This window comes from Lysinibacillus sp. NPDC093692 (assembly GCF_050280125.1).
Classification (GTDB): domain Bacteria; phylum Bacillota; class Bacilli; order Bacillales_A; family Planococcaceae; genus Lysinibacillus.
On record NZ_JBNNUW010000006.1, the window covers coordinates 175,500 to 193,605 of the forward strand.

At 35.2% G+C, this 18,106-nt stretch carries 18 protein-coding genes; 13 read left to right on the forward strand and 5 right to left on the reverse strand.

Features of this window, described 5'->3' with window-relative positions; translation table 11 throughout:
- Positions 1–244 precede the first annotated feature (244 nt).
- The 5 genes from ACQKN4_RS09065 (at position 245) to ACQKN4_RS09085 (ending at position 4,289) form a co-directional block, all read left to right on the forward strand.
- On the forward strand, positions 245–1,195 hold the full coding sequence (locus tag ACQKN4_RS09065; RefSeq protein ID WP_079562485.1) for an ABC transporter permease: 951 nt from the start codon (positions 245–247) through the stop codon (positions 1,193–1,195).
- Positions 1,188–2,141 (forward strand): iron chelate uptake ABC transporter family permease subunit, encoded by a 954-nt coding sequence (locus ACQKN4_RS09070; RefSeq protein ID WP_427483448.1) that lies wholly within the window; start codon positions 1,188–1,190, stop codon positions 2,139–2,141. Before ACQKN4_RS09065 ends, ACQKN4_RS09070 begins: the two co-directional genes overlap by 8 nt.
- The gene (locus ACQKN4_RS09075; protein ID WP_427483449.1) at positions 2,138–2,899 is read left to right on the forward strand and encodes an ABC transporter ATP-binding protein; all 762 of its coding nucleotides are present in this window, start codon (positions 2,138–2,140) and stop codon (positions 2,897–2,899) included. The genes ACQKN4_RS09070 and ACQKN4_RS09075 overlap by 4 nt, the downstream gene beginning before the upstream one ends.
- A gap of 63 nt (positions 2,900–2,962) precedes the next feature.
- Positions 2,963–3,973, forward strand: a complete 1,011-nt coding sequence (locus tag ACQKN4_RS09080; RefSeq protein ID WP_427483451.1) for a siderophore ABC transporter substrate-binding protein — start codon at positions 2,963–2,965, stop codon at positions 3,971–3,973.
- A 1-nt stretch (position 3,974) separates the two neighbouring features.
- Positions 3,975–4,289: an antibiotic biosynthesis monooxygenase family protein gene (locus ACQKN4_RS09085; RefSeq protein WP_079562489.1), complete on the forward strand. Its 315-nt coding sequence runs from the start codon at positions 3,975–3,977 to the stop codon at positions 4,287–4,289.
- 233 nt (positions 4,290–4,522) lie between these two features.
- Here the strand turns inward: ACQKN4_RS09085 and ACQKN4_RS09090 are convergent, their stop codons facing one another.
- On the reverse strand, positions 4,523–5,140 hold the full coding sequence (locus ACQKN4_RS09090) for a hypothetical protein (RefSeq protein WP_079562490.1): 618 nt from the start codon (positions 5,138–5,140) through the stop codon (positions 4,523–4,525).
- Positions 5,141–5,538: 398 nt separating this feature from the next.
- On the opposite strand from ACQKN4_RS09090, the gene ACQKN4_RS09095 reads away from it, so the two are divergent.
- The 6 genes from ACQKN4_RS09095 to ACQKN4_RS09120 all read left to right on the forward strand — a co-directional run bounded on the left by ACQKN4_RS09095 (position 5,539) and on the right by ACQKN4_RS09120 (position 11,748).
- On the forward strand, positions 5,539–6,441 hold the full coding sequence (locus ACQKN4_RS09095) for a polyprenyl synthetase family protein (protein WP_427483453.1): 903 nt from the start codon (positions 5,539–5,541) through the stop codon (positions 6,439–6,441).
- 12 nt (positions 6,442–6,453) lie between these two features.
- Positions 6,454–6,612: a competence pheromone ComX gene (comX, locus tag ACQKN4_RS09100; protein ID WP_427483454.1), complete on the forward strand. Its 159-nt coding sequence runs from the start codon at positions 6,454–6,456 to the stop codon at positions 6,610–6,612.
- A gap of 47 nt (positions 6,613–6,659) precedes the next feature.
- A complete protein-coding gene (locus ACQKN4_RS09105; protein ID WP_427483511.1) occupies positions 6,660–8,906 on the forward strand; it encodes a sensor histidine kinase in 2,247 nt (748 codons plus the stop codon).
- Positions 8,890–9,504, forward strand: a complete 615-nt coding sequence (locus ACQKN4_RS09110) for a response regulator transcription factor (protein ID WP_240518319.1) — start codon at positions 8,890–8,892, stop codon at positions 9,502–9,504. Before ACQKN4_RS09105 ends, ACQKN4_RS09110 begins: the two co-directional genes overlap by 17 nt.
- Before the next feature lie 430 nt (positions 9,505–9,934).
- Positions 9,935–10,834: a hypothetical protein gene (locus ACQKN4_RS09115; protein WP_427483456.1), complete on the forward strand. Its 900-nt coding sequence runs from the start codon at positions 9,935–9,937 to the stop codon at positions 10,832–10,834.
- A gap of 302 nt (positions 10,835–11,136) precedes the next feature.
- Positions 11,137–11,748: a phosphatase PAP2 family protein gene (locus tag ACQKN4_RS09120; protein ID WP_079562496.1), complete on the forward strand. Its 612-nt coding sequence runs from the start codon at positions 11,137–11,139 to the stop codon at positions 11,746–11,748.
- Positions 11,749–11,844: 96 nt separating this feature from the next.
- On the opposite strand, the gene ACQKN4_RS09125 is transcribed toward ACQKN4_RS09120, so the two are convergent.
- Genes ACQKN4_RS09125 through thrC form a run of 3 tightly spaced genes read right to left on the reverse strand, consistent with a single transcriptional unit; the run spans position 11,845 to position 14,520 of the window.
- Positions 11,845–12,528: an MtnX-like HAD-IB family phosphatase gene (locus tag ACQKN4_RS09125; protein WP_427483457.1), complete on the reverse strand. Its 684-nt coding sequence runs from the start codon at positions 12,526–12,528 to the stop codon at positions 11,845–11,847.
- Between the two features lie 28 nt (positions 12,529–12,556).
- Positions 12,557–13,471, reverse strand: a complete 915-nt coding sequence (thrB, locus tag ACQKN4_RS09130; RefSeq protein WP_427483459.1) for a homoserine kinase — start codon at positions 13,469–13,471, stop codon at positions 12,557–12,559.
- Complete coding sequence (thrC, locus tag ACQKN4_RS09135; protein WP_427483461.1) at positions 13,468–14,520, reverse strand: threonine synthase; 1,053 nt, start codon at positions 14,518–14,520, stop codon at positions 13,468–13,470. Before thrC ends, thrB begins: the two co-directional genes overlap by 4 nt.
- A 205-nt stretch (positions 14,521–14,725) precedes the next feature.
- Between thrC and ACQKN4_RS09140 the strand changes: the two genes are divergently transcribed.
- A complete protein-coding gene (locus ACQKN4_RS09140; protein ID WP_079562500.1) occupies positions 14,726–15,955 on the forward strand; it encodes an MFS transporter in 1,230 nt (409 codons plus the stop codon).
- A 310-nt stretch (positions 15,956–16,265) separates the two neighbouring features.
- Positions 16,266–17,132, forward strand: a complete 867-nt coding sequence (locus ACQKN4_RS09145) for a MurR/RpiR family transcriptional regulator (RefSeq protein WP_427483463.1) — start codon at positions 16,266–16,268, stop codon at positions 17,130–17,132.
- 67 nt (positions 17,133–17,199) lie between these two features.
- Here the strand turns inward: ACQKN4_RS09145 and ACQKN4_RS09150 are convergent, their stop codons facing one another.
- A complete protein-coding gene (locus tag ACQKN4_RS09150) occupies positions 17,200–18,000 on the reverse strand; it encodes a GNAT family N-acetyltransferase (RefSeq protein WP_240518317.1) in 801 nt (266 codons plus the stop codon).
- Between the last annotated feature and the right edge of the window lie 106 nt (positions 18,001–18,106).

The window sequence follows — 18,106 nt, forward strand, 5'->3', positions numbered from 1 at the left end:
GTATTTTATTCTCAATTACCTTTTTATTGTGTCAAAAAAGTAGAAATATTTAACTTTGAGGAACCAAAAAAAGTAGGAATTCCGTTAAGAATGCTCGTTCTATTAAAGATTCTCAAATAAAACGAGAATAATTCTCAATGGAAGGTTGACTGAGAATGGAAACGAGCTTATAATGAGAATCGTGAGTAATGATAATCATTTTCAATGATTAATACGAGCAAAAATGAATCTACCGGGGATTACAATGAAAAAAAGATATCTTTTAACAGCAACTGTTGTGCTGTCTATAGTTTCGCTATTTATCGGAGTAGTTGATATTAAACCGAGTGATCTATTAGACTTCGAATCAGAAGAAACTAGACTATTTATTATTAGTCGTATACCGAGACTTGTAGCAATTTTGTTAGCAGGTGCAGGTATGAGTATTGCTGGTTTAATTATGCAAAGCTTAAGTAGGAATAAGTTCGTGTCACCAACGACAGCAGGTACATTAGATGCTACGAAGTTGGGGGTTCTAATTTCGATGATGTTTTTCACAAACGTCACGTATTTTCAAAAAATTTCCTTCGCTTTCCTATTTGCTTTAGCCGGCACATTATTGTTTATGCAAATATTAAATCGAATCAAGTTTAAAGATGCGATTTTTATACCACTTATTGGCTTAATGTTTGGGAATATCCTTTCTTCAATTACAACGTTCTTTGCGTATAAGGCGGATATTATCCAAAACATTTCTGCATGGTTACAAGGAGATTTCTCATTAATGATGAAAGGTCGTTATGAGCTTTTATACATAAGTGTACCCGTGCTTATATTAGCTTACATTTATGCGAACCGCTTTACAGTGGCAGGAATGGGTGAGGATTTTGCAAAAAATCTTGGTCTTTCCTATAAATTCATTGTGAATTTAGGTTTAGTGTTAGTAGCACTTATTGCAACGACGGTGGTCCTAACAGTTGGTGTGATTCCGTTCCTTGGTTTAATCATTCCAAATATAATTTCGCTGTTCAAAGGGGATAATCTTGCTAAGACATTGCCTCATACCGCACTACTAGGAATGTCTTTCTTATTATTCTGCGACATTATAGGGCGTGTACTGATTTTCCCTTATGAAATTCCGATTAGTATGACTGTCGGTGTCATCGGAAGTGCAATCTTCCTAATTATGTTGTTTAGGGGGAAAGCATATGCGTAACCGTACAAAAATGTTGATTTTACTAGGTTTGGCCGTAGCATCTATTTTACTGTATGTACTTTATGGACTTAATGGTAATTATCATTATGCACTCCCGCGCCGCCTCATTAAAGTGTTTGCTATGTCGTTAACGGGAATTGCGATTGCTTATTCAACAGTGGTCTTCCAAACGATTACACATAACCGTATTTTAACGCCAAGTGTAATGGGGCTTGATGCATTATATATGTTGGTTCAAACGTTTATCTTTTACTTCTTCGGCTCTATGTCGGTATTCGTCATTAATGCTAAATATAATTTCTTATTAGCTGTTTCAGCTATGGTTATCTTTGCGTTAATTTTTTATCGTGTATTGTTCAAGGAAGGAAAGCGCCCGATTTATTTCTTACTGCTTGTCGGTATGATTGTCGGAACATTTTTAGGAAGCGTAACTACGTTTTTCCAAGTATTAATAGACCCGAATGAATTTTTAAGCTTACAAAGTAAAATGTTTGCAAGCTTCAACAATGTCAATTCGGATTTAGTATGGCTTGCAGCTGTTGTCATCATCATTACCTTTATTTATGGCTGGCGTCATATGAACCAATTAGACGTAATGTCTCTTGGTCGGGATACAGCTATTAACCTAGGGGTACCATATGACAAGCTTGTGCAGCGTATGCTCATATTGTCTTCGGTGTTAATAGCCGTGTCTACAGCTCTTGTTGGGCCTATTACGTTTTTTGGCTTAATCGTAGCAAATTTATCGTATCAATTTTTCAAGACGTACAAGCACTCTGTGGTAATAGCAGGTTCATGTGTAATGAGTATTGTAGCTTTAGTCGGTGGACAGTGGATGGTCGAACGTATTTTTAATTTCGATACAACACTAAGCGTTATTATAAACTTCGTAGGTGGCGTATACTTCATCTACATATTATTGAAGGAAAGTAGGTCTGCAGGATGATCCAAGTAAAAGAAATCTCTAAGTTTTTTGGAAAAAAACCGGTCATTCAAGATGTCAGTGTTAACGTTGTACCAGGGAAAATTACGTCTTTTATTGGACCAAATGGTGCAGGTAAATCAACATTGCTTTCAATGGTAAGCCGTTTACTTAATGCAGATACTGGAGAAGTATTACTCGATGAATCAGATGTAAGTCGTTGGAAATCGGATGATTTTGCGAAGCGTGTATCCATTTTAAAACAGTCAAACTATATGAATGTACGCCTAACAATTCGTGAGCTTGTTTCATTTGGTCGCTTCCCTTATTCAAAAGGAAATTTAAAGCATGAGGATGAGCTAAAAGTAGATGAAGCAATTCAATATATGAATTTAGAGGATATTCAGCACAATTATTTGGATGAATTATCCGGTGGTCAACGTCAACGTGCATTTATCGCTATGGTTATTGCACAGGACACAGACTATATTTTACTTGATGAGCCACTCAATAATTTAGACATGAAGCACTCTGTGCAAATTATGAAGATTTTGCGTAAGCTCGTTGATGAGCTAGGGAAAACAGTTGTCATCGTTTTACACGATATTAACTTTGCTTCCGTCTACTCTGATCATATTGTTGCATTAAAAAATGGACGTGTTGTCAAAGACGGTCCAACAAATGACATCATCAGTCCTGATGCTCTTAAGGAAATCTACGATATGGATATTCCTGTCCAAGAACAGAATGGCTGTCGCATTTGTGTGTATTTCAACTCTTAGAAATAGTAAAGATGGGATAACCATCTATTATCTATAAATTAAATTTAAAGGAGCAATTTTACAATGAAAAATTGGAAATTACTAACTGTATTAATGGCGATGATGCTATTAGTATTAGCAGCTTGCGGTTCTAAAGACGAAGCAAAAAAAGAAGAGAAAGATTCTTCAACTGATAACAAACCTTCTGAGACGCAAAAGGAAGAAGCTACAGCTTATCCAATTACAATTCCAGGTAGTACAAGTGGCGAAGATACTTTTAAAGAGGTAACTCTTGATAAAGTGCCAGAAAAAGTTGTTGTATTTGATTATGGTTTCCTTGATACTTTAGATGTTTTAGGTGTTAAAGTTGCAGGTGTTTCACAAAAATCACTTCCAAAATACTTAAGCAAATATGCTGATAAATCATACGTAAATGTTGGTGCTTTAAAAGAGCCTGATTTTGAAGCAATCTCTGAAATGAATCCAGACGTTATTTTCATTTCTGGTCGTCAAGCAGCAGCTTACGATGAATTATCTAAAATTGCACCGACAGTATATGTTGGGACTGACTATACTAATTTCTTAGAATCATTCAAAACAAACACAGAATTAGCTGGTAAGATTTTTGGTAAAGAAAAGGAAGTCGCTGATGCAATTACTGCATATGAAGCAAAAGTAGAAGAAATTAAAGCAAAGACTGCTAAATCGGAAGATAAAGCTTTAATCGTATTAGGTGGCGAAGGTGCACTATCTGCTTATGGTACAGGTTCACGTTTTGGTGTAATTCATGATATTTACGGTGTGAAAGCTGCTGATGAAACTATTAAAGCAGCTACACATGGTGATAATGTAAGCTTTGAATATGTACGTGACACAAACCCAGATGTTTTATTCGTAGTTGATAGCGATGCAGTTAGAAATCCAAACGGTGAATCTGGTACAAAAGCTGCAATTGAAAACGAAATCGTTGGAGCAACAAAAGCTGTGAAAAACGGAAAAGTGTTCTACTTAAATCCAGAAACTTGGTATCTTGCTAATGGCGGTTTAACTTCTGAAACTCAAAAAATTGAAGATGTTCTAAAGGCGTTTAAATAATATGTTTGTACAAATTAAACGTATTGTCGTTACGGAAGGGAATTCCGATAAAGTAGTTGAACGTTTTGGTGCTAAAAAAGATGGTCCAACATTACTTGAACAACAGCCAGGCTTTATTGATAAGCAAGTACTTTTGAAAAAAGTACGACGTGGTGATGAAGAAGTGTTAATTGTGGTTCGTTGGGAATCAGAAGAAGCATGGAAAAATTGGGAGAAAAGTCCGGAGCATATTGCTGGTCATAAAGCAAATGCTGGTAAACCGAAGCCTGATCACATCATCGAAAGCGGACAAGAAGTTTATTATGTAAAAGGTTAATATTTTAGAGGTGTCTCAAAGTCATTTGAGGCACCTTTTTTTATATGAATATGTAAGGTCTCGTAGAAAAAACAATAGGTAGGCAAAGTGACAGAGAGCGAAGGAAAGAATGGCTAACTAGACTAAAAGAAGTCGGGGTGGCGGATAAAAAAATTAAGCGATGAATAGAAGCATTGAAATGACGCATAAGGAAGAAGGGAGGCACAAATTTATAACTGTGCCATACCCATTTCTTAATGCTTAATGGACGCTTTATTCCATGCATTAAATGCTGTCGTAATATTAAAAGAAATATCAGTATCACTAATGGAGACCTCGGTAAAATGTTTGGGTGCACAATTAGCTTCCTTTACAGCAGTATTATATTTCCCTAAAGAGGACATTTCTATTTCTGAATTATAGCGATAAACAGGCAAGCCGACAGTAGCATTTCTAATAGAAGTGCTAGAGCAATTGCCTCTAGCATTTATAATATAAAAGCTTGGTAACGTATAGATTATAGGTGTATGTATGTTTAATCCAGAGGTAAATGGACTTACTAAAGGCGGTATAGACTGATTTTCTTCAGATACTCTTTTAATTCCATATTGTTCAATAAAAGCGTCTAGCTTTTGCTGAAAAGTATCCTCAAATCCAGGAATATTGCAAATAAAATTTGAAAATGTAGATTTGCTTTTATACTCTGCTAATGTTTCTTTATAAGCTTGTTGCTCGGCATCAACAATTATTTGCTCTATACATTGCTGTTCTTTCGAAGGTTTTTTAATCGTGATTTCCTCTTCGGTCACTGAAATTGTACAGGAGAAATTAGCTGTAAGTATTAAAACATTTTCATTTACGTCATTTTTCATTTCAATCACTCCCTGTGTTTCGAGTATTTCCTGTTAATAGATTTAAATGATTCCTAGCTGTTCATCATGATGGAGTTGCCTAGCCTTCTCTTCAGTACATGGCAAATGGTCTCAATTCTCTTTCTGATATTTGGAAATAAACTATTTAACTTGATTAAATCGAACAGATGCAAATGATCTTAAAATCTTACCCTATTTAAGCGTATCATCGATAAGGACGCCATTTCAATGGTGGGTTTACGCCAAAAAATGGCGGTCAATAATATAATACCGCCACTTTTTGGCGGTATTTCTGCCATGATTTTATGTAAAATATTCCCTTATGGGTTTAATATCTAGTATTATTTCCCATTAATATGTATACTATTTAATAACATACTTGTGGGGGGAGAGGACTATTGCAGGAGCTTGACGGAAAAATTAATGAAGCATTGGATATTCTAATTGAAAACGAGTTATTGATAGGTCATGAACTACGGTCGATGCTAAAGATTTTTAAGGAAGAAAAAAAGGCAGTTGGCTATTCATTTGGTAAGCTATGTTATTGGCATTACGAAGCATTTGCAGATTGTTTGAACGAGGACATCTATAAAGTTGCCGCAGCTATTGAACTTTTAATTTTATCGTTTGATATCATCGATGACTTGCAGGACAAGGATTCAGACTACAGTTGGACTAAAACACCTGAATTATCATTAAATGTTGCGTTAGCTATGCTAGTGATGGCTTCTAAAACAATACGTGAGACTTCCTTTGAACACAAAAGTGCAGCTATTCAAATACTTGATGATTATGCATTACGAAGTATAAATGGTCAGCAACTAGATTTACTTAATACTTGTAGGGATGAGCAATCATATTTACAAATGATTGAACAAAAGTCAGGTTCTTTAACAGCAATGGGTTGCTTAATTGGTGAAGTACTTGCAAAAGGTGAGACATCTTCTGATGTTAAAGAGTATGGGAAATACATAGGTATTATCCAACAAATTAAAAACGATATTCAAAGTTTAAAAACTTGGGGATCTAAAAATGATTTGCTTAATAAAAGATACTCATTGCCTATTATTTATCTTTTATCACAGAAAAATGATGTTTCAAAGTCTGTGATAAGCTATTATAATGACGATATAGATGCATTTTTAGATAATAATGCTATGGAAAACGAGTTGACAAATGGTGGTGCGATACGTTATGCAATTACTATTAAAAATGTTTACAAGTTTAAAGCATTAGATAATCTTGAAAACATGGCAATAAACGATTTAGGTAAAGACTACTTAAAAAAACTATTGAAATGAGGAGTTATATGCATGATAAATGTAATTCAATATCTAGAAAATAACCCAGAACTAGTTTCTCTATTAAAAGCACAAAAAGCCTCATTAATTGGAGTTTCGCCTATAGAGCAAAAAGCAATTTTAGATGCGTTTAATAGTGAAGTAGAGTTGGAAAGTGGATCGTGGAAATAAAATCGTTGAGTAGCAAGTTAGTTTGGCCTGCTATAATGCTCTATTTAATGATTGGTTCTTATCTGATATATGTGGGTTATAGCGGGCCATTATTAGAAATTGAGATAGAAAAAGAGAATGGCGAGTGGGGAGTAACGCAACCTTTTTACAAAGACTGGGCGGGATGGAGAAATATTTCACCATCTGATGTTATTTTAAGAGTAGATGATGTGCCGATGGATCATCTACATCAATTGAAATATAAATCTATGATAGTAACTGCTGATAAAATAACCATAATGAAGCCAAATGGAGAAATAAAAGATATACATATTAACCATTCAGATATCCCTCACCAATTTTACTATTTATTACTATTTCCATTTTGTTATTATTTACTAACTCTATTCATTACCATATATATATATTTCAATCAAAAAAGTATAAAGCTTACTAACTTACTTATTTTTTTTATGTTAACTGTTTCATTGGCTTATGTAAGCAGCGGAGTATCTAGTAGAGTGAATGGAATTGGGATAATAGTAAATCGTAGTAGTATGGTATTGTGTTTAGCTATATTATTACATTTTTTAAGAGATTATTATTCATTTGTAAAAATAAATTGGCTGTTTACAAACAATATCAAATACTTTTATGTATTCCCTGTAATCGCTTTTTCACTGGGCTGCATTTGCACTTTCTATCCTGCTTATTACATTTTACTTTCTGACGTAGTGTTAGTCCTTTTCTTCATTCTCCTTATTATTATTCTTAGTATTTTATTACTAAGCTATTTCAAATACAAATCACCTCAGTTGAAAGTATTGTTAAGTAGTATAATGATACCGTTTTTGCCATTCCTTTTTTTATATGCACTCCCTAGCATTTTTTTTGATACGTATATTCTTTCAGGTGAAGTCAGCTCTTTATTTTTATTACTTATTCCATTTAGCTTTATCTTTACACAGGTAGCAGAACGATTATTTGATATTGAATACCATATTACAAGACTTCGTTATTATGGAATCTTTGCATTAATATTTACTTTATGGTTTATAGTTGGTTTGTATTGCATTGCAGGAAAATATTTAACTATACCCGTAATATCAGGTGTTTCTCTCTTTACTTTTACATCGTTAGTTGTCCTTTTTTACATAAAAGAGAAGGTAGATTATCGAAAACGAAAAATTTTATTTTCGACAAAAGGGGATTATATACATCAGCTATACACGGCTGTCGATAGGATTGGTAAAACGATTAAAATAGATGAGCTTCTAAAGAAGTTTGCACAAGAGGTTTCATTACATCTTGAGTTAGAGAATGTATTTGTATTAACTTATAACTATGACACAAGTCAATTTACTTCAACGGTTGAGGGAAGGCTTTCAATTAATCCAGCGCTAATAGAGGATTTGAAACTAGGAGAAATACGGAGAATCGACAAAGTCTACTTAGCCTTCCTCCATCAAGATGCTCATTATAAAAGAGCCTTAGTATTGGAACATAAAAATTCGATTCATTTAAAAGATGAAGAGCTTCTATGGCTTGAATTGCTTTTATTATATGTAAATAATTTTATTGAAAATACAAAGATGGTAGAAGAGCTGTTAGAGGAACTAAGGCATATGAGGCAAGCAGATGATAGTCAATTACCTTGGTTAAGCAAATTATTATGGTTAAGATTTGAAGAGGAAAAATATCAATTAGCTCAAGAATTACATGATACCAATTTGCAAGAGCAGCTCCATATTGCCCGAGAGGTTGATGTCCTAGTCAATGCGAAGGATACAACTGATATCCAGCAAAAACTTGATAAAATTCATCAGCAGATGATTACATCTTTACATGATTTAAGGGCTTATTGCGAAAATTTAAAACCTCCATTATTAGATACATTAGGGCTAAACGCTGCGTTAGAAAAGTTAATTCGTAAAGTAATAGAAAGAGCTAGTTTTGAATTAATTTATACGATAGATCGCCTTTATTTAGAGGATGAGCGTATGAATTTAATGATTTATCGACTATTTCAAGAATTACTCAACAATGCTTTAAAACATTCCTATGCAACAACAGTTGAAATACGTTTACAGGAAATGGACGATGGTTTTGAAATCATCTATAAGGATGATGGGTTAGGCTGTAATGTTGATGATATTACTGTCGGAGAGTCAATGGGAATTCAAGGTATGCAAGAGCGTGTAAAGGCCTTTAACGGACAGTTTTACATCGATTCACAGGTTAATGAAGGAATGTTTATTAGAATTACAGTAAAAGAAGGAAGTGATACACTTGATTACGATGCTTATAGTGGATGATCACCCTATTGTGTTAGAGGGAACGAAAAATTTATTTCAAGAAAACGAAGATATTATAGTTGATACAGAAAGCGATGCGACTCATGTCATACAGAGAATTAAAAACAAACCGTATGATATCTACTTAATTGATATAAATATGCCATTAGAGAATGGTATACATTTAGCACGTAACATTAAAGCTATCCAGTCAAATGCTTCAATTATCCTTTATACTGGTGATGATATTACTGATTATTATCCACTTATTTTAGAGCGGAAAATAGAAGGGATTTTAGCTAAAACAGCGTCTAAGGAGCAAATTTTACGAACTGTTCGAGCCATTGCAAATGGTGAAATTGTGTTACCTCAAAATTTCTTGGATTTTCTCGATAATAAATTTAAATTGCAGGATGCAAAACTTGATATACACTTAAATGAAAAAGAAAAGAAAATTTTAAGATTGATTGCAGAAGGACATACGAATAAAGCGATTGCCATAGAATTAAATATTCCTCAGCGAACAACTGAAAGATATTTAACGCAGCTATTTTCTTTATTGAATGTAGATTCACGGACAGACGCTGTGAATCTTGCAGAAAGAATGAATTTACTATAGATTGTCTGTATGTTATAATCATTCCTTCTGGTAGATTTTTCAATAAAAAGGGAGAGTTTAGGTGGTATTAAAATACCGTAATTTAACTTAGTTAATTATACCTAAACTATAAGTCTGATTATCTATATTTTTTATGCAACACCGCCAAATTTTGGCGGTGTTTTTGTATGTCCGCCAAATCACGCCAAAAATAGGGGCAAAGACCGCCAAAAAATTGGCGTAAATCCAACGTTGAAATATCGGTCTAAGTACTGGTACGCTTAAGTTAATCGTGGTTAAGTAGATTTGTTATAGTAAGTAATACGATAATATAAGATTTCGATAAAAGCCTAGTTATCTAAGAATAAAGTAGAGATTGTAGATTTTTTTAAAGTTACTAGCCAGTCAACATACTTCACCATAAAACTTTATATAAAGGTAGGCGTGTATTTTGAAAGTAGAACTTGAAAATTTATTTTCTATAGATGAATCTAGTCAAGATCAAGTCATTAAAGTTTATAATCGCTATGGTATTTTCGTCGGTGCGCCTGAAATAAGAAAGAGAAATTTAAAGGCATCATTTAATCCTATTTTTACATTAAATGATGATGTAACATACGAACATGTCGCGGCACTATATAAATCATTGGAACATGAATTAGGAATTGTTTCTATTGGGGAACGCTTTTACTTTGACTTTTCAGATAGCGAATATGAGCAAGCTTCACTGTTTACCTTAAATTCGGCAGGTAACTCCCCTGATATGTTTATAGATGATAAAGGAACTTTATTTTCTATAAGCACCCATTGCCAGCATTGTGGACTTATGGAAAAAGAACAACTTTCACCATTAGTGATAGATACAACGGAAATGAAAGATCGTCATCTAGTTCATGTGAGCGGATATTGGGTAGCTTCACAGGAATTAGCGACATTAATGAAACAAGAAGATATTAAAGGTTTTGAACTTTTAGAGGTTATCCATCAAGGACCGAAAGAAGGGAAGCGGAAAGCTTTTCAAATTATACCGACACAAGTATTGCCTGAATCTAGCACTGAAAGAGTTAAATTGTATTTTGCAACAGAGCAGCCACCATGTCGTTGCGGATTAAGTGGGGTAATCAATGGTCCTGATATTTATCATCGCGAAGACTTAACCAATATAAAAAACGATATATTCCTCTCGGCTGAATGGAGCCATGACGGAAGATATTTATACCGAAAAACTTTGTTCAGTAGAAAGTTTAGAGAACTAATTATTAAAAATAATATATCCCGTGAGGTAAGAGGAGAGAAGGATAAAAACTTTGGACCGAAGGATTGGTTATTCGATCCAGTGTTATTAAAATAATTCAAATCGAAAATGAGGAAGTGCATATTTTGTTTAGAAAAATAATACCTATCGTTGCAATCTTATTTGTCGTTGCATTAGCTCTCTCAAATTATTTTAATAAAGCAGAAGGAAGATCCTTTGTCATACCACAAGAAAGAGGGAATAAGGTAGGTTAGAAACCGGGCATTAAGGGGCAGTTGATTTTGTAAATTATACTGCCCCTTAATGCGGGATAAAGAGCAAATTACCTCAGGCAAGCTTAAATATGATATGATGTGAAAAATATGATAGTAGCATATAGTTTTGAGGTGAAGTAATAAATGAAAAAATGGGCTTATCCTTTAGCGGTATTAACGCTCATTATCTTTTTTGTGTTACGAGGTACTTTTCAAAGTGAAATAATCAGTACTTTTGATACAAAAATGGCTGATTTATTTTTCGGTAACCGTTTTGTAGAATTTTTTCACTATATAGGAGAACCGGTATTTGTAGTATCTGTCGCTATCGTCTTAATAGTGTATTTAGCATGGAAGGTGAAAAATAACCGAGGCATACTATTTGTTTTGTTAACAATCGCAGGTGGGAATGTACTTAATCAATTATTGAAAAAATGGGTACAACGACCAAGACCGGAGATTGAAGAACAATTAACATCCTTTAGCTTTCCATCTGGACATTCTATGACCGGTATCTTGTATTTATTTACAATTGCTTATGTTTTTTCGGAGAACAATAGCAGGGGACGTAAGGCATTACTTTGGCTTGGGGCAGTTGTTTTAACTGTGCTTATTGGTTTGTCTCGAGTTGCCGGAGCCCGTCATTTTGCTTCTGATGTATTGGCCGGATGGAGTATGGGGTATACGTGGTTTGTCATTTGTGTTTTTTGGTACGAACGTCGAAAGAGAATTTTTAAAGCAAAAAATAAATTATAAAATTGAAATGGGAGCCGTCTAATTAAGAAGGCTCCTATTGTTATATAGAAATAAGGGCGGTATCTTTGAACATACCGCCCTTATTTCTTTAACCTTTTATAAAGAAACAGCCTTGTCTGCTTCCATAAGCTTTTTTACAATTTCTAAGCAATCATAGAATGTTTCAAATGGCTCATAAGGAAGATGAAGGTCTTTACAGCGTTTAATAAGATGATCCCTAGCAAGTACTAAATCTGCCTGTTTGGCAGCCTCAAAATCAGAGAGTGAATCTCCAATCACGATTTTAAAATGATTGCCCTGTGCAACCTGTCGCATAACGCTTGGCTTGCAACAACCGCAGCCCTGTGTCTCAAATTTCGTACATTCTTCATCACAGCCGTTTGGAAAGACGAGTTTAATTTGCTGTCCGGAAAAATCAGCACTATTACAATATATTCCAGAAAATGGACCGTACTTTTCTAACAGTGGCTCAATGAAAAAGTCTACACCTCCACTAACAATATAAAACGGAATATGCTTCTCTTGTGCAAAACGAACGAAATCACCAAAGCCCTTACGTATAATGGCTGTATCTAATAAATAGTGGATAACATCATCCTTTTGTTTAGTCGATAATAGCTCGAACATTGCTGAAATGCCATCTTTAAAGGTAATAGTTTGTTCCATCATTGCCGAAGCAATTTTTTCAGATTCCTCTGGAACGAATTGAGTCATTAGTGAGACGATATTATCTGTTTCTGTAATAGTACCATCAAAATCACAGAAAATAATTGGTTTCAAGCTACTTCCCCCTTCCAAGAAAAAACGTCTACTTTTGCAGTAGACGTTTAAATTTCACTTGTACACCATGTTCATCGGCTTTTGTTAAGATAATTTGATGCTCTGGAAATTGATTTTTCATCGCATTTACAAAATTATGCGCAATAGCTGTAGGGATGATAGAAATCATTGTTGGTCCCGCCCCACTTAAAGCTGTTCCAAATGCCCCATTAGCCTTGGCGGATGCACGGATTTCTTTATATTGTGGGATTAATTGGGCACGGAAAGGTTCATGAAATAAATCAGCTTCCATATAACGACCTGCATGCTCATAATTACGAACCATTAATGAAGCTGCTAGCATATTTGCATTTGCAGAGGCTCTCACTGCGTATGCACGGTCAAATTGCTCTGGTAACACAGAACGAGCCTCACTTGTTTTTAGTTCGACATCTGGTACATACACAACAAAGGAAGTTTCTATATCATTAACATGAAATGTATCAACAACGCCATTTTCATCCATTGAGGAAATTGTTAATCCTCCTAATACCGAGGCTGTTGCATTGTCTGGATGCCCTTCGATTTGTGAGGATAAATCGAGTTTATCCTGAACAGTTAAGCCTAGATCACATACTTGGTTAACTAGTTCAATTCCTGCAACGATGACAGCTGCACTGCTCCCCAAACCGCGGGCTAATGGGAGTTCACTTGCCATTTCAACACGGCAAGCGGGTAGCTGCTTACCGTATTGGTCTGCAATTTTTTTGGCAATCACGTATAGTAAGTGCTCTTCTAGCTCAAACTCTTTAGGACCATTATCATCGAGGTGGATAATTTCCCAACTATCCTGTAAAGACACGGTTAACTTTAAGTAAAGAGACAAGCCAAGCCCTATTGAATCAAAGCCGGAGCCTAGATTGGCAGTGCTCCCAGGAACTGAGATTTGCCACATGTTACTCATAGTACGCCCTCGATGTATTTTCGAATTTCTTCCTCATCATTTTTAAGTGAGACAACATCTACAGTCGAGATATTCATAGCAGTATCAGGATCTTTTAAGCCATTACCAGTGAAAATCGTAACAACTTTAGAGCCCTTCGCAATTTTGCCATTTTCAACTGATTTAATAACGCCTGCTAATGATGCAGCTGAACCTGGCTCAACAAAAATTCCTTCAGTGCCTGCAATTAATTTGTAAGCAGCTAAAATTTCTTCGTCTGTCACCGAGTCAATAATTCCACCTGATTCATCGCGAGCTGCTTCTGCAAATTTCCAGCTTGCGGGATTACCGATACGAATAGCTGTTGCCACTGTCTCAGGATTAGCAATAGGTTCACCGTTTACAATTGCTGCTGCACCTTCAGCTTCAAAGCCAAACATCTTAGGTAAGCCAGAGCCCTTTTCTGCATCATATTCTTTAAAGCCCTTCCAATACGCAGTAATGTTACCTGCGTTACCAACAGGGATACAAAGATAATCTGGAGCGGCTCCTAAAGCATCTACAATTTCAAATGATGCTGTTTTTTGCCCCTCGATGCGGTATGGATTTACAGAGTTTACAAGTGCCACTGGAGTTGTTTCACTTACTTGACGAACGATGTTTAAAGCATCATCAAAGTTACCGTCGATTTCGATAATCTTTGCACCATACATTGTCGCTTGTGCTAGCTTACCTAGGGCAACTTTCCCTTTAGGGATCACGACTATGGATTGGATTCCAGCACGTGTTGCATAAGCTGCCGCTGCAGCTGAAGTGTTACCTGTTGAAGCACAAATAACACATTTGCTACCTTCTTCAATTGCTTTAGCAACGGCAAACACCATGCCACGGTCTTTAAATGAACCTGTTGGATTTGCACCTTCGATCTTTCCGTAAAGTTCAATGCCAAGTTTCTTAGATAAATTTACTAAATGTATAAGAGGCGTATTGCCTTCGTTTAAAGTTAGAGCAGGTGTACTTTCTGTTACGGGTAAAAATTGTTTATATTCCTCGATTAGGCCTTTCCACATAACGTTACGATCTCCTTTTGTTCTTATAGGAAGAACAGTTGTTTTTGTATAAAAGACATTTTAACGCAAATGGCCCTATGTTTTCAATAGAATTCGAGAAATTGTCGAAACAATTCGGTAATTTGAATTTTTGCTTGTCACTTTCTTGAAATAACTGTATAGTAAACTAGCGATGTAAAGTCAAGTGTAAAGACAGGTGGTTGAAATGACGACAAATACTGTTACAACAAATAAGGTTCAACAATCTATTTCTCGAAATAAGCTTTTAAGGGTAGCAGGCGTTGGCTGGCTTTTCGATGCTATGGATGTAGGGATATTATCATTCGTTATTGCTGCGTTAGCAGTTGATTGGGGATTAACACCAAGTCAAGCTGGTTGGATAGGTAGCATCAATTCAATCGGGATGGCTGTAGGAGCTCTTATATTCGGTGTGCTTGCCGATAAAGTAGGACGTAAGCAAATTTTTATGTGGACGCTCGTTTTATTTTCGATTGCAAGTGGCTTATCGGCATTTACAACTACATTATTTGCTTTTATGGCACTACGCTTTTTAGTAGGCATGGGACTAGGGGGCGAATTGCCAGTCGCATCGACGCTAGTTTCTGAGAGTGTAGAAGCAAAAGAACGTGGGCGAGTGGTTGTTTTACTGGAAAGCTTCTGGGCAGCAGGGTGGTTAATCGCTGCACTGATTTCGTATTTTGTTATTCCAACCTGGGGATGGCGTATTGCTTTATTGTTAACGGCAATTCCAGCAGTATATGCAATTTATCTTCGTTGGCACTTACCAGATTCACCTCAATTTGTAGTAAAGGCAGAGTCTAAAAAACGTAGTGTTGTGCAAAATATTCAAGAAGTATGGTCGAAAAAATATGTACGCTCGACACTTATGTTATGGGTGTTATGGTTTACGGTTGTTTTCTCGTATTACGGTATGTTTTTATGGCTACCAAGTGTCATGGTTAGTAAAGGGTTTGATATGATTACGAGCTTTAAATATGTTCTCATTATGACGCTTGCACAGCTACCAGGTTATTTTACAGCTGCATGGTTTATAGAAAAATTTGGACGGAAGTTTGTACTTATTTCCTATTTAATTGGTACAGCTGTAAGTGCTTTCATTTTTGGTAATGCCGAAACGATGGTAGTACTATTAACATCAGGAATGTTTTTATCGTTCTTTAACTTAGGAGCATGGGGTGCACTCTATGCTTATACACCAGAGCAGTATCCAGCAATTATTCGTGGAACAGGTGCAGGAATGGCAGCAGCGGTTGGCCGTATCGGTGGTATTTTTGGCCCTTTGTTAGTAGGAATTTTATTAACGGCAGGCTATGATATCGGCTTCATCTTCGCGATTTTCTGCGGAGCGATTATTATCGGAGTTGTTGGGGTAATTTTCTTAGGACAAGAAACAAAACAAATGGAATTAGATTAAAAAATAATCATGTCTTGGATGGGCGATTGTCTAGTCCAAGACATTTTTTATAATTTTATTACATAAAAATTAGAGAATATTAATTTTTATTCAAATATTTTTAAAAATCTGTTAGAATCAATTCATCAAAAACCTTAAGGGTAGAACAATTTTATGAAACTGCCACATTAGCAAGTTAAAGTGTTAAAGATTTTTCAGAAAAGTCATTGTATTCAGATTGTAATCGTGATACTGTATTTTTAACCGAATTTAGAGTCAGTAGGAACAATCTCCATTCGTGATAATTTCATTGAAAGAAAGGTTGTTAGAAATGAGTATTAATGAAGAAATAGAAAGTAAATTTGTTAGGCTGTCGAAGGGACAGCGTAAAGTTGCACAGTTTGTAATGAATAACCATACAGTTGTAATTAGTAATGGAGCAGCAGAAGTAGGGAGACAGGCAAATGTTAGTGAATCGACAGTGATTCGTTTTTGTTATGCGATGGATTTATCGGGCTATGTAGAACTACAAGACAAAATTAGAAGCTATTTAATGACTCAAAATGGTCATGAGAGTCTTCAACTTACATATCCATCAAATAAGATTAATATTTCGAGTTTTGGTAAGGTTATGCAACGTGATATACAAAATATTCAAGATACGATTCATTTGATAAATGATCATATGCTCCAAAAAAGTTCTAAATGGATGCACGAAGCAGAGAACGTTTATATTTTAGGTACTCGTCAAGCTGCGTCCATTGCAAACTGGTTAGCGTATACAATGAAAACGTTACGTCCAAACGTGAAACAGCTTCGCTCAGAATCCGATGATCTTGTACAGCAAATTAACAGTATGAGTGAACAAACGACATTAATTGTTTTTTCATGGGACAAGCATTCAAATGACATTCAAACGATTGTAGAAATTGCTAAGAAGAAAAAGGCAAGAATTATTGCCATTACTGGTTCTGCGTTTTCTTCTATTCGGGAATTTGCAAGTGCATTATTTACACTTGGTCTAAAAAAGCAATCTACATTGGACGTTATTCCAGTATTGTTCTCTTTTTTACATGCGCTAATTGAAGAAATGGTCAGCCAGGACAAGGCACAATATGAGAAATATCAACAATCCTATGAACAAGTAGAAAATAATTTGTTATTTTTAGATGCAGTAAGAGAAAAGCAAGTTTTCTAATCATTTTACAACGCTACACATAAAAAAAGATGTCCAAATAAGTTTTAGACATCCTTGAAAAAGAAGCTTATAAAATTTTGCTTAAACTATATTCGTTAATAAAGGTATCATTTAATTTAATGGCATTTTGTCGGATGCCTTCTTGCTGAAAACCTAATTTTTTGAACAAATTTAAAGCACAATCATTATGCTCCATGACAGATACTTCTAAGCGTGAAATATCTCGCTGTATAGACCAACGTTCTACTGCTTCCATCAGCGCTGAGCCGATACCTTGTCGCTGATGCTCCTCCTTAACAGCTAGATGAACTGATGCAACATGTTTAGCTTTAGAATGTTTATATCCATGAATAACGGCATAGCCAGCAAAAATGCCGTTTACTATACAACATAAAATCGTACGGTTCTTCAATTGTTTCCAATAGACCAAATCTTTTCGAAGTTGTTGAACTGTAAGGTCTAATTCGTTTTCCATATTATACATGAAGTCAGTTTGTTGGAAAATTTCTTCTTGCAAATGAATAAATGATCGGGCGTCAGATGCTTCAATTGCTCGAATTATGTATGCAGGTGGGTTATCGTCATTTGTAGAAACATTACTCGTAGTCTTCATTTGTGTACGCGAGAAAGTTACACTGGTACCGAGCTTAACATCCATGACATAATAGCCTGCATTTGTCCATGACAAATAGTGAGAGAGAGGGGGCTTTGTTTTTTTCCACCAGCTCCTATTTAAGTAAGCTGCATTTGGCAAGGCTTGTCCCATAATATTTTCGAGTTCGCTAAATGATAAAGTAATTTCTTGTTGTAAAGCTACTTCAAAATAATTTGCTAAAGGAATATACTTTTTTTCCATCTTCTTTGTCATTGTAATCCCCATTTCCTGTATATCCTAAAAAATATAGACTACCTGATGATAGCATAAAATTACGTTTTCATAAATACGAAAACACAACTATATATCTATTTATAGT

Coding starts and splice junctions, on each gene's coding strand:
- ACQKN4_RS09120 (WP_079562496.1), top strand. CDS start 11,137: ATGAAAAAATGGGCTTATCCTTTAGCGGTATTAACGCTCATTATCTTT.
- thrC (WP_427483461.1), bottom strand. CDS start 14,520: ATGTGGAAAGGCCTAATCGAGGAATATAAACAATTTTTACCCGTAACA.
- comX (WP_427483454.1), top strand. CDS start 6,454: ATGATAAATGTAATTCAATATCTAGAAAATAACCCAGAACTAGTTTCT.
- ACQKN4_RS09105 (WP_427483511.1), top strand. CDS start 6,660: ATGATTGGTTCTTATCTGATATATGTGGGTTATAGCGGGCCATTATTA.
- ACQKN4_RS09085 (WP_079562489.1), top strand. CDS start 3,975: ATGTTTGTACAAATTAAACGTATTGTCGTTACGGAAGGGAATTCCGAT.
- ACQKN4_RS09140 (WP_079562500.1), top strand. CDS start 14,726: ATGACGACAAATACTGTTACAACAAATAAGGTTCAACAATCTATTTCT.
- ACQKN4_RS09145 (WP_427483463.1), top strand. CDS start 16,266: ATGAGTATTAATGAAGAAATAGAAAGTAAATTTGTTAGGCTGTCGAAG.
- thrB (WP_427483459.1), bottom strand. CDS start 13,471: ATGAGTAACATGTGGCAAATCTCAGTTCCTGGGAGCACTGCCAATCTA.
- ACQKN4_RS09065 (WP_079562485.1), top strand. CDS start 245: ATGAAAAAAAGATATCTTTTAACAGCAACTGTTGTGCTGTCTATAGTT.
- ACQKN4_RS09080 (WP_427483451.1), top strand. CDS start 2,963: ATGAAAAATTGGAAATTACTAACTGTATTAATGGCGATGATGCTATTA.
- ACQKN4_RS09070 (WP_427483448.1), top strand. CDS start 1,188: ATGCGTAACCGTACAAAAATGTTGATTTTACTAGGTTTGGCCGTAGCA.
- ACQKN4_RS09150 (WP_240518317.1), bottom strand. CDS start 18,000: ATGACAAAGAAGATGGAAAAAAAGTATATTCCTTTAGCAAATTATTTT.
- ACQKN4_RS09075 (WP_427483449.1), top strand. CDS start 2,138: ATGATCCAAGTAAAAGAAATCTCTAAGTTTTTTGGAAAAAAACCGGTC.
- ACQKN4_RS09090 (WP_079562490.1), bottom strand. CDS start 5,140: ATGAAAAATGACGTAAATGAAAATGTTTTAATACTTACAGCTAATTTC.
- ACQKN4_RS09110 (WP_240518319.1), top strand. CDS start 8,890: ATGCTTATAGTGGATGATCACCCTATTGTGTTAGAGGGAACGAAAAAT.